The sequence below is a fragment of the Lysinibacillus sp. FJAT-14222 genome (genome assembly GCF_001278875.1).
GTDB lineage: Bacteria > Bacillota > Bacilli > Bacillales_A > Planococcaceae > Lysinibacillus > Lysinibacillus agricola.
Genome location: NZ_LIYL01000024.1, coordinates 204,743 through 217,380 on the forward strand (window position 1 = coordinate 204,743; position 12,638 = coordinate 217,380).

Consider the following 12,638-nt stretch of genomic DNA (forward strand, 5'->3'; position numbering starts at 1 on the left):
GTTAGCAAATATTTTTAAAAAGATATTCCTCTGCTATAATTACTATTACTTTTTAATTTTGCAATTTAATCGGGGGACAAAAATTGAAAAAAGTATTTATGATGTTTTCTTTATTTTTAGTAATGATTTTAGGTGCATGTAATTCTCTTTCTAACGATCAATTAATTAAGGATTATGTGAAAGATACACACGGATTTGACATCGTAATAAAAAGTTCGGATAAAAATTCGTTAGAATTAGGTAAAGATTCATACGTTGTTTCTCCTGTTGACCATCAAGAATTAGAATTTACTGTTGTAGTAAATTCGTATTCAGCGGAAGATGAGCCTAAATTGAATTACAGAAATAAACATTTAATTAGAGACAATTATTCAACCGCATTAGCAGCGGATACGGAACTACACAAATTAGATGAAGTTATTCCAGAAATCAAAAAACTTGGATTCAACGAATCATTTAATGATGAACCTAGAGTGTTTTTTAGCGAAGTGAAAGATGATATTTGGGGTTTTTTATATTCTACTTCTCATTTGGATATTAAGAGTTTTGAAGAAAAAGATTTTGACCGCTTATACGAAGTTCATAAATTAATAAAACAAAGTGGTGCGTCATTTGACCTTATTATTGTCTCAGATACGAGAGAACTAAATGACAGAGGATCCCTTGTATTAGATATAAAAAAGTTGAAGGATGTAAATACAAAAGAAGAATTTTTGCTGGAAATGAAAAAAGCAAACCCAGGCATCACTGGTTTTTATGAAAATAAAAAATAAGAATCTGAAAAAGAGTTAATTGAAAACGAACGATCACTTTTGATTCCGATAATATTAATCTAGAAAAAGATTTAAACTCTATTTTTACTTTATTCGAAAAGACGATTAAGCCAAAAGCTTCAATAGAGTATATTTTTCTAAAAAAGGTTCAAATGACTCGGTTGGATTTACAGAATATGAAATCAAAAAACATTCTTCCACTTTAGATTTTATTTACAAGATTTTTAAATAAGAAGAAGCATTCGGCACAAATATGTTAACCGAATGCTTTTTTTAGCTATTTTCTAAAAGATTGTTGTTATTCAACCTATACTAATTCGTTTATCAATTTGCAAAGGTAGCCGACTATGTATTCTCTGCTTGTCGTTTCTTCAATATCGTTAATCTCTACAAGGTCATTTAATCCTTTATTAATAGCTTCCCATAGAGGTGTGCCCTCCAATTGTTCATACCGATGTGACAGATCACTGTAGACCTACCTCTTACTTGTTATTTCATATCTTTAACCATAACATATCCTTTTGTTGAACTACCCTGCTCTGTAAGTTCAATATAGAAAAAAAGAGCTGCATATGCAACTCAATGATTAAAAAGTTATCCTTTATATATTCTTAACTGGACAGGTTGATGGACAAAACAATCCTAATTATACCCAAATATTTAGGTGTGCTAAAAGAAGGGTAACTAAAACCATTGCGTTGCTAAATTCAATTCCAAACACGATTACAGAATAGGGAAACCTAGGATGCTGCTTCTCTAAAAAAGCGAATGCAAAATCCGGTAATTACAGAATTTATTCTACATATTCTAATCGTTTACCTAAAACAAAACCTTGATTGGCCAATGAAGTAACCCCAGTTAGATTTTTGTCTAACAACTTGGATCCGCTTCAAATCAGCCTATCAAGGTTTTTTCATCTCTATTCAACTATCTTTATTATTTAAACGCTTGAGCAGCTGCCACGGCTTTTTTCCAGCCTGCATAAGCTTCTTCACGATGCGAGACATCCATATTAGGTGTGAATTGACGATCTAAATTCCAATACTCACTAATTTCATCTGTTGATTTCCAGAAGCCAACTGCTAAGCCTGCTAAATACGCTGCACCTAAAGCTGTTGTTTCGCTAATGACCGGACGATCAACAGGAACATTTAATAAATCTGATTGGAATTGCATTAAGAAATTGTTTGCAACAGCACCACCATCCACACGTAATTTCGCTAGTGGAATATTTGCATCCGCTTCCATTGCACCAAGTACGTCTTTTGTTTGATAAGCTAACGATTCTAGTGTTGCACGCACAAAATGTTCTTTAGATGTACCACGAGTTAAACCGAAGACAGCGCCTCGTACATCTGAATCCCAATAAGGTGTTCCTAAGCCAACGAATGCAGGAACTACATAAACTCCATCAGTCGAACCTACACGTGCAGCATATTGCTCAGATTCAGCAGCTGAGCGGAACATTCGTAAGCCATCGCGTAACCATTGAATAGCAGAGCCAGCTACGAAAATGCTTCCTTCTAAAGCATAAGTTACCTTGCCATTTAAGCCCCAAGCAAGCGTAGTTAATAAGCCATTTTCTGATTTCACTGCCTTTTCACCAGTATTCATCAACATAAAGCAGCCCGTACCGTAAGTGTTTTTAACCATACCTTCCTCAAAGCAAGCCTGACCGAATAGTGCAGCTTGTTGATCACCCGCAGCCCCTGCAATCGGAACAGCTGAGCCGAAGAACAGCGCTTCCTCCGTATATCCATATACTTCTGAAGAAGGACGAACCTCAGGAAGCATAGAAGCAGGAACGCCTAAAATGTCTAATATTTCCTCATCCCATTTTAAATCATAAATGTTGTACATTAATGTACGAGAAGCATTTGAATAATCCGTAACATGTACTTTACCACCTGTTAACTTCCATATTAACCACGTATCAATTGTACCGAATAATAAATCGCCTGCATCTGCTTTTTCACGAGCACCTTCAACATTGTCTAAAATCCATTTTACTTTTGTTCCTGAGAAGTAAGCATCGATTAATAAACCTGTTTTATCACGGAACAAGTCATTGTAACCGTTTTCTTTCAATTCCTCACAAATAGCGTTCGTTTGGCGTGATTGCCAGACAATCGCATTATAAATTGGTTTTCCTGTATTTTTGTCCCAAACAACTGTTGTTTCACGTTGGTTTGTAATACCGATCCCAGCAATTTGATTTGAATCAATATTTTTTTCAGAAAGCACCGTAGCGATACAAGAAAGAATGGAAGACCAAATTTCTTCTGCGTGATGTTCAACCCATCCAGATTGTGGGAAATATTGTTGGAATTCTTGTTGTGCAACATGGAGAATGCTCCCTTTTTCATTAAACAAGATAGCACGTGAGCTTGTTGTACCTTGGTCTAAAGCTAAAATATATTTTTTTTCTGACATCGTACATACCTCCAAATAATTTTTTATTTCTTTCAGCATTTATTTTCTGTAGCGAAAGCAAAGCGTCAGCTACAAATGTTCTTTGCGGATGTCACAGAATCGGAAAGGAGTTCTTTGTGCTAGCACAAAGCCGATTCCGGACGCAATTATGCCGAGGCATAATTGATTTACGCTTCACTTTTAACATTTTTCACTGTCATTTGAGCACTGATAAAAATAATAACTACGATAATAGCTAGTATCCAAAATGCGATACTATTTTCCCCCTCAAAAACTTGTTGGAAAAATAGGGCACCAAATGTACCACCGATAATTGGACCAACTACCGGAACCCATGCATATGACCATCCTGAGTCACGTTTACCTGGAATTGGTAAGAAAAAGTGAGCAATTCTTGGACCTAAATCACGAGCAGGGTTAATTGCATAACCAGTAGGACCTCCTAATGCCATCCCGATGACTACAATTAACATACCAACTAAAAATGGATTCAGGCCATCAGTAATTGTATTTGTACCTAATGCTAGAATACCTAAAACAAGTATAAATGTACCAATCATTTCTGAAATTAAATTTGATAATGGATGTTTAATAGCAGGCATTGTAGAAAATACAGCCAGTTTTGCTTCCGGATCTTTCGTACCCTTCCAATGTGGTAAATACATAAAATAAACGAGTACCGCACCTAAAAATGCACCAATCAATTGTGCAGCAATGTAAGTAGGCACGTCTTCCCATGGGAAATTACCAATTGTAGCAAGTGCGATCGTTAATGCAGGGTTTAAATGAGCCCCACTAATACCACCAACAGCATATGCAGCCATAGCCACGCCTAGACCCCAAGCGAATGTAATCACTACCCATCCACCACCAAAACCTTTCGATTTGTGCAGTGATACACCTGCAACAACGCCACCACCGAATAAAATAAGAATCATCGTGCCGACAAGTTCAGCTGTAAATGTTGACATACAAGAACCCCCCTTTGTAATAGTGCACTTAGTAAAAAAAGAAACCCACACTTAAACAAGCTGCACGTTATAATGCAGATGAATAAATGTGGGTTCCTTTTCCTAACCACGCGCTTTTTAACTTATGTACAGTGTAGAGAAAATAGTATACATAGTCAACAATATTTTTGGAAATTTTCCCACAAGTTCTTATTTGAAGTTGTAATCGCTACTGCTCCAGCTGATAAAGCCTCCTCTATACTTTCAGCCGTGCGGACTAGTCCACCTGTAATAACAGGAATTTTTGTACGCTGGTGCACTTCTGAAATCATAGAAGGAATGATACCTGGTAATAATTCAATATAATCTGGCTTTGCTGATTCAATCATTGAAAAGCTTTTTTCAAGCGCGATCGTATCAATTAAAAAGACACGCTGAATAGCAATAATCCCACGAGCTTTTGCTTTTATTAACATATTAGAGCGAGTGGAAATTATTCCTGCCGGACGGATATCATTACATAAAAAATCAGCTGCAAAGTTATCCGTTTTTAAGCCATGAATTAAATCTGCATGAATAATTAATTTTTTACCGTTCCGATCCGCCTCTCGTTTTATCGACATGAGCAAACTAATATGCACTTCTAATAGAACAATGTATTCGAATCGACTATTTAATATTTCATCAAATTGCTTCACTGTTCGTGCAGCGGGAATAATTTGTTGATTATTGAAATTCATTTGATTCCCCCTTTATATGCCACAGGACGTGGTGTTCTTAGACTGATTCCCTATATTTCAGGGTGTTTGGGCACCCGCTGAAAGAAGTTAAAAAGTCAGGTCGCCATGAAGACGACCTTCATTTTTATTATAATGCAGTAGTAGCTCTTGTTATTTCTAAATTTAAATCTTTTTCATATTGTGTACGTTGTTCAGGAGACCATTGTAATTGTTTTGCCATTTCATCTAATATCGCATCTTTATATTGTTTTACAAGGTCGATATTAAAGAACATATATGCTGTACGACGAATCATAAAGTCGTTTGGATGAACAACCATTTCATGATGAATACCATACAGTAGCTGAGCATATAGCCCTTGTGGTAAAACAGGATGCTTTTCTTTGGCATATTCAAAAACTGTGTCCACATTAGAACCGTAATGATGTGCTAAATGTTTTGCTTCCTCTTCTGATAATCCGATATCGACACCCATTTTTGTTCGTTTTGACACGAAGGCATCTAAGTTTTGGGAGCCTCCAACATCTCCACCAGATATTTGAATATTCTTTGTATGACATGGTTTTGATGAAATCCCAAAGCGTTTCTCTAAATCTTGGGCAATCTTATTTAAAACTGTTTCAGCCATTTTACGATAACCTGTTAATTTACCGCCAGCGATTGTCACAAGACCCGAAGGTGATTCCCATACTTCGTCCTTACGAGAAATTTCAGATGGATTTTTACCTTCCTCATGAATTAATGGGCGTACACCTGCCCAGCTAGATTCGATATCTGCATCAGTGACTTTAACTTTTGGGAACATATAATGAATTGCCTTCATAATATAATCACGATCTTCTTGATGGATATTCATTTCACGGGCATCGCCTTCGTAAAATGTATCTGTTGTTCCAACATACGTTTTCCCATTTCGAGGAATCGCAAACACCATACGACCATCAGGTGTATCAAAATAGACAGCTTGACGTAGTGGAAATTTTGATTCATCAAAAACGATGTGCACACCTTTTGATAAAATTAAGTGCTTACCATTTTGTTTCCCTTCAATAGTACGAACTTCATCTACCCATGGACCAGCAGCATTCACAACTTTTTTTGCACGAATATTAAATGCGTTATGGGCAATCAAATCTTGTACTACGATACCATTAATTTTCTTTTCTTCATTGTATAAAAAGTTTTCTGCCTTTGTATAGTTAATGAGTGTAGCACCTTTTTCAATAGCAGCTTTAGCAACTTCGACTGTCAAACGTGCATCATCTGTACGATATTCTACATATACACCACCGCCACGTAATTCCTTAGCTTTGACCAAAGGTTCTTTTTCCATCGTTTTTGCGGGATTTAACATATATCGACGCTCAGAACGTTTAACCCCTGCTAAAAAATCATAGACACGTAAGCCAACATTCGTTGAGAATTTACCGAATGTGCCTCCTTTGTGGAATGGAAGTAACATCCAAACCGGCGTTGTTACATGTGGTCCATTTTCATAAACGATCGCACGCTCTTTCCCTAATTCTGCAACCTCTTTTATTTCAAATTGTTTTAAATAACGAAGTCCACCGTGCACTAATTTTGTCGAACGACTAGAAGTCCCAGCAGCGAAGTCTTGCATTTCAACTAACGCTACAGATAGTCCACGAGCAATTGCATCAAGTGCGATACCACAACCTGTAATACCGCCACCAATCACCAATAAATCGTATTCTTTACTTTGTAATTCTTCAATCGTTTGTTGACGTTGTGTTGCTGAAGCCGTACTCATAATGAAATTCCTCCTTAATTTAAGAACGAAAAAGAAGAGACCATTAAAAGCACATGTACAAAATGTACATATGTTTTTAATGGTCTCTCAATCGCTCAAACCTTATATTAACTTAACTCCATTGTAATGTGTTTAGAAAGAAAAGGCAAGTTAGATAGGCTAAATAATACAAATACAACATGCACTTTTCAATCATTTATAGGTTTAGAACGTTCATATGTACTGTTCAATTGTCATGGCTTCTGATGTTATTTATTCCCCATTACAAGAAATTTATTTATCTACATTTTTGAGTAGTGGATAAATAAATCTTAGTTGTCATCGTCGCATTGAAAGGAGTCGCCCAGTCGTAACGAAGATCATCTTAATATATGTCATACTTTTAATAATTGTTATTCCCACCTTTTGTGATGAGATGTAAAAGTGGCAGATTATCCATTAAGTTATATAAAATCTGCTAATTGGCATTAAAATATGTATTTTATCATTTCATGTATGTTGCAATAAGGATTGTCACGGCTTTCTGTCTTGCGAAGTGCCATCATATCTGTGCAATTTTTAATAGCAACCTCATGTCGAAGTGCGATAGGTGCAATGACTGACTCATCCGCTTTATGACGAAAATAACGTGTTATTCCAAGATGCTGCTCCATCTTGTCATTTAATACTGCACGAGGATACTTTTCAGATATATCGACCTCTTCAAAATGCAACAGTAGCCATAATTCGAACGCTTCATTTGAATAGGCAATATGAATATTATTCTCCTCACAAAAGTCATTCACTTCCTCTAATTGCTTTTCGGTTAAATCATCCTTATCAAAAACAATCCAAACCTCATCAAAATATTGATAGCTTGAATCTCGATAGGCATGCTGGGCAAGCTTAATAGCCGAACGCTTAACGTTTTTTATTTTGACACTTACCATTTTGGAGCGCTTTAAAATACGCAGTTGCTCAAAATAAATGCGTTCGGTTTCACCTTCACAATAAATTAAAATTGTTTTACGCAGTGTTCGATTCCCTTGTTGACGTACTCTCACTGCTCGGATACCTCCACTTCTTTTAAATATTGATCGGATAAATATTCATTAATAACCGGTGTTGCCCCGAATTCTCCCTTTAAGTAACGCTTAGCATAGGAAATATCTCCACGTTTCTTCTGCAAATCTGCAAAATCAAATAAGGAGTATAACTCGGATTCATTTTTAAAGCTTTTATTCACAAACCATATTTGATCGGAACGGAGTGACTGATCTAATAAATCAATTTCGTGACTTGTGACAACAAATTGATTTGTAACATTACGCTTGCTGTTCATAATGGCCATTAAAAATTCGCAGATAGACACATGAAATGCTGTATCAAATTCATCTATAAAGATAGTCTTTCCTTTATTGTATGCATCTATCATGATACATGCTAAATGCAGCATACGGACTGTACCCTTTGAATCCATCGTCCAATTGATCGTCTCTGTCCCGATCGGCGCACCTGCTTCATCGAACGACAAATAGTGCAAATCGACATCCACCTCTTGAATAACCTCGGGCGTGTCAAAATCATAGCCAATGGTATTTTTCTCTCTACGCTCAACTCGTCTTGCTGTCACATCTTGAATAGAAAAGTCTGCAATCTTTAGTAACTTAATGACTTCCTTCTTAAATGGCTCCTCTTCAAGTTTACGAATAAGCGGATGACTTGATAACCGATTTGCTTCATCTAAAAACAGTATTTTATGTAAAAACCAATCAAATATTTTCGTAGCGTCTGGGTCATTAAAGACATTTAATACTGATAAGAACGCTGTATTATTACGCGTATATTTTGTCAGCTCTAGCGCTGTGCTTTCGGCAGTTTCATACAAATATTCTGTCCCATCCCATTGTCTATTAAAGAGCTTCTCTTTCAAGGATTTTGTCGTTTTAGTTAGGCCTTCATAAAGTACCTGTGATGCATTATACTGTACCTCGTAATCATACAGTACCCCATCTAGTAATAATGAAAGCATAAATTCTGTCGGTTTCTCCTGCTGACCTCCTAACTTAAACGGCTGGTAGGGCAAACGTAGTTGTTTAACATTATTAAGATTTTCAAAGTTAAACAACAAAGAACGCAACACTTTAATAGCAGTGAATAAGTTCGATTTTCCACTTCCATTTGGTCCGAAAATAAAGGCACTTTTTACAAGGCGAAATGAGTCAAATTTCATCGTATGTGTGTCCTTTAATTTTCGAATACGGCTTCCCGCCACCATCGAAAATAGCGTTTCATCCTTATAACTTAAGCAATTTTTCACTCTAAACTCTACTAGCATATATAAGCCCCCGTTCAATTCCGCAACATTCCTTTAAACAATTATTATACTATAGCCGCGAAAAAAGACATATCGGCTATGTAGAATACATCTTTAGCACCAATAGTTAATTACAGTCTCTCGTTTTTGGTGCATTTAGGAATTCGTACGTTGTAATGAAATTATTTCAATTATACTGGAGCACTAGAGTTGAAAAATTTTATTTTTATGATAATCAGCAATAAAGAAAGCAGTGAAAAAATAATACCGCTCCAAATAAGTTGATGAATTCCTAATTGAGAAATAAACCAACCTCCAATAGATGTTCCTAAAGTAATTCCAAGATTTGAAAATGAAACAAATAGGCTATTACCAAATTCAGGGGCTTCTTTAGCTTCACTTATTAACCATGCCTGACTAACGATTAAACCGCCAGAATGTACGATTCCCCAAATGAACACCATAAAAATCATTGGGACGAAATAAGAACCTAAATAATAAACGAGTAAGTAAACGAATAAATATAGTACTGAAAATGATATTACAGTTTTCAACATGTTTCTTTGTATAAGAAATCCAAATAAAGAATTACCTAAAATCATAATTACACCAAATAATAGCAACATAATACTAATCAAGGAGCCATTCATGTGAGTGACTTTTGCAAGGTATTCAGCAAAATAACTGTATACCGAAAACATGGCTGCAAAAATAAATACAACAGTTACTATACTTAACCATAATTCTGTTTTTCGTAATATACCGACTTGCTTGCCAAAAGACATTTTTTCTTTAACAGGCATAGAAGGTAACAAAATTAATATTCCTATAAAGGCTACAGCATTTACAATCGCTCCAAACAAGAAAGCAACTTCTAATGAAAACTGTTCCGTAAGGTAAGAAGTTAATGGAACACCTAACGCGAAACCAACCGTAATCCCCATGAAAACTTTAGTAACTGCTCGACTGCTTTTTTCTGAAGGGACTAGATTAGCTGCAGTTACAAGAGCTATTGAAAAGAAGAGAGGATGAAGTGCTGCAGGTATTATACGAAAAATAAGCATAACTTCAAAATGAGTAGTATAAGCATAAACAATATTAGAAATAGCGAATATAAATATTGTTGCTAATAAAAGTAGCTTACGATTAATCCCAGACACAAGTAATATTAAAAACGGTCCAGAGATAGCAACAACTAAAGCAAAAATACTTACTAACAAACCGGCTTGTGCAGTTGAAATGTCGAATTTTTGAGCTATTTGTGGTAATACCCCGACAATACTCATTTCTGTCGTAATAATTCCAAATACACCTATTGCTAGTATAAAAATAAGTAAAGAATTTCTTTTTTTCATTAAAAAATCTCCAATCTGAAACTGAAATAATAAAAAAGAATTGAATAACTTAATAGGTATGAAATTAGGTGTGTTGATTAACCATTTTTATCCATCATAATTAATTAGAAGGCTCTGATTTCAGCTACGGGCTACTCGCTTTCCTGCGGGTGAGCGACGAAAGCGAAGCGACAGGAGCACTCGAGTAGCCCTACGCTACAATCAGTTAAAATGGACATACATTAGCAAAATATCAACAAAAAAATCCTTTTATCACTCAATAATAAACCTATATTAATCAACACGCTAGGTATAAAACATCTCCATAAAAACAAATCTATATATCTGTATAACTAGATTTGTTGTGCCAAAAAAAAGAAACCTCCTTTCTATTTATAATTCTTTTTGAACGTACTCGCGAAATTCTTGTATTGTTTTCTCATTTCGACGATAATAAGTCCATTTTCCAATTCGCTCGGATTGTAATAATCCAGCTTGCTGCATAGTTAATAAATAATTTGAGATAACTGATTGTGCCAGTCCTGCTTTCAATTGGATATCTCTTACACATACACCAATTTGAAAACTAATCCCTTGTTGTAAATAAATTTTTTCATCAAAAAATTCCTCTGGATTCTTTAACCATAATAAAATTTGACGTCTTGTATCGTTTGATAATGCTTTATAGATTTGTGAAGGTTCCATAAAATTCATTATATCTATTTTTATAGATTTGTAAACGAAGCTTTAAAAGTTGTAATTATCTGTCAATTCCAAAATCCATACCTTTAATTGCATAAGATTACCTAGCTCTCCTTAATTATAATATTTTCTAATCAATAAGCTTAAGCTATCATGTTGTGGTATCACTTTAGATTCCTTATTTATTTTTATTAACTCTATTTTAAAGTTATTTCATTTAAAGATTTGTAATTAAAGATCAACGCCAAGGTTCATTGTCCCTTGGCGTTGTTAAACTAGATTTCCACTATTTTTTCATTTTGTAATGCCTGCAATGTCAGCTCTATGCCTTCCGAAAAAGAAGTTTTTGGTCTCCACCCTATTGCCTTCGCCAATTTTTCATTATTTAAAAACGAATGCTCAATATCTCCCTCTCTTGCAGGAACATATTGGATTTCTAAAGGATGATTTAAATGCTGTAATAATAAAATGACTTGATGTATCGACCAAGCCTCATTCGTTGATACATTATAAATGCCTTGTAATCTAGCCTGTACACCAGCATAAATAGCATCTGCAATGTCATCTACATAAATGAAATCTCGTGTCTGTTCTCCATCTCCATAAATCGTAAATGCCTTTCCTTCAATACTGCTTCTTAGCATGCTAGGAATAACTGCCGCTTCCCCCTGCATACATTGCCTTGGGCCGAATACATTAGCAAATCTGTAAATCAATGTTGGTAAGCGATAATCTTTTTGCCATTTTTCACAGTATGTCTCACCAATACTTTTATTTAATCCATACATAGAAATCGGCTCACTAACATCTGTTTCTTCTAGTGGTGGATAGTGACTATCACCATAAACAGCTGCCGAAGAGGCAAAAACGAAATGCTTTACCTTATATTTTGACGATAAGAAGAGCATCTGACTAAGGCCTACAATATTCGTTAAAACATCCTTCACTGGCTCTTGCATTGATTTTTGGACGCTTGTTTGCGCTGCACAATGGATGACCACATCAAATGATATTTCCTTAAAAAGATGCTCACAAACTTCATCTTCTACATTCAAAAGATAAGATTTATGCTTAAAGTCAACATTGCGTAAATGACCTGTGCTTAAATTATCAATAATATAAACATTTGCACCTTCCTTAAAGAAACGCCTCGCCACTGCACTACCAATAAAACCATAACCACCTGTCACTAATACATTCATCCCATCGCCCCCAAAAACAATATGATGATTTATATGCAGTAATTACTAAAATTATGCAAATAACTTATTTATTAGCTCATCAGATGACATTTGTTAAAATGTATGCCCTATAAATATAAGTTGATTGGATTGGAGGCTGGACGACTCCTTGGGGATCAGCGATAGAGGAACGAAGGCTAAAACCATCACGTCCTGTGATAACGCCTTCGTGACCAACGTCGTGCTGCTGCCGCTACGTTAGCACTACGCTTTCGCGCAAAAAACATCTGTTGGCCCAAGCGGCTCATCGGACGCCCCCAGGAAGCTTTGCTCTGTGCGAAAGCGTAGCGACAGCAACAATGTTTTATCTGTGCGAAAGCGAAGCGGCAGCAACAATGTTTTATCTGTGCGAAAGCGAAGCGGCAGCAACAATGTTTTATCTGTGCGAAAGCGAAGCG

The 12,638-nt window shown here is 35.7% G+C and carries 10 protein-coding genes; 1 reads left to right on the forward strand and 9 read right to left on the reverse strand.

The annotated features are described in order from the left end of the window. Window positions 1-83: 83 nt before the first annotated feature. Window positions 84-773 carry a hypothetical protein gene (locus AN161_RS12995; protein WP_053594782.1) on the forward strand — a complete coding sequence of 230 codons (690 nt, stop codon included), beginning with the start codon at window positions 84-86 and terminating at the stop codon, window positions 771-773. A 936-nt stretch (window positions 774-1,709) separates the two neighbouring features. Here AN161_RS12995 and glpK read toward each other — a convergent pair. From glpK to AN161_RS13040, 9 genes are all read right to left on the reverse strand, one after another. Beyond that, window positions 1,710-3,206 carry a glycerol kinase GlpK gene (glpK, locus tag AN161_RS13000; protein ID WP_053594783.1) on the reverse strand — a complete coding sequence of 499 codons (1,497 nt, stop codon included), beginning with the start codon at window positions 3,204-3,206 and terminating at the stop codon, window positions 1,710-1,712. Window positions 3,207-3,373: 167 nt separating this feature from the next. Further along, entirely contained in the window at window positions 3,374-4,177 is an 804-nt protein-coding gene (locus tag AN161_RS13005; protein ID WP_053594784.1) for an MIP/aquaporin family protein, read from the reverse strand. Between the two features lie 155 nt (window positions 4,178-4,332). Continuing rightward, complete coding sequence (locus AN161_RS13010) at window positions 4,333-4,896, reverse strand: glycerol-3-phosphate responsive antiterminator (protein WP_053594785.1); 564 nt, start codon at window positions 4,894-4,896, stop codon at window positions 4,333-4,335. 127 nt (window positions 4,897-5,023) lie between these two features. After that, a complete protein-coding gene (locus tag AN161_RS13015) occupies window positions 5,024-6,667 on the reverse strand; it encodes an FAD-dependent oxidoreductase (RefSeq protein WP_053594786.1) in 1,644 nt (547 codons plus the stop codon). 467 nt (window positions 6,668-7,134) lie between these two features. Continuing rightward, complete coding sequence (locus AN161_RS13020; protein ID WP_053594787.1) at window positions 7,135-7,710, reverse strand: RloB family protein; 576 nt, start codon at window positions 7,708-7,710, stop codon at window positions 7,135-7,137. Continuing rightward, window positions 7,707-8,984, reverse strand: a complete 1,278-nt coding sequence (locus AN161_RS13025) for an ATP-binding protein (protein ID WP_053594788.1) — start codon at window positions 8,982-8,984, stop codon at window positions 7,707-7,709. Before AN161_RS13025 ends, AN161_RS13020 begins: the two co-directional genes overlap by 4 nt. A gap of 170 nt (window positions 8,985-9,154) precedes the next feature. After that, the gene (locus AN161_RS13030; RefSeq protein ID WP_053594789.1) at window positions 9,155-10,318 is read right to left on the reverse strand and encodes an MFS transporter; all 1,164 of its coding nucleotides are present in this window, start codon (window positions 10,316-10,318) and stop codon (window positions 9,155-9,157) included. A gap of 372 nt (window positions 10,319-10,690) precedes the next feature. Then, window positions 10,691-11,002, reverse strand: a complete 312-nt coding sequence (locus tag AN161_RS13035; protein ID WP_053594810.1) for a helix-turn-helix transcriptional regulator — start codon at window positions 11,000-11,002, stop codon at window positions 10,691-10,693. A gap of 272 nt (window positions 11,003-11,274) precedes the next feature. Continuing rightward, a complete protein-coding gene (locus AN161_RS13040) occupies window positions 11,275-12,201 on the reverse strand; it encodes an NAD-dependent epimerase/dehydratase family protein (protein ID WP_053594790.1) in 927 nt (308 codons plus the stop codon). Window positions 12,202-12,638: the final 437 nt, after the last annotated feature.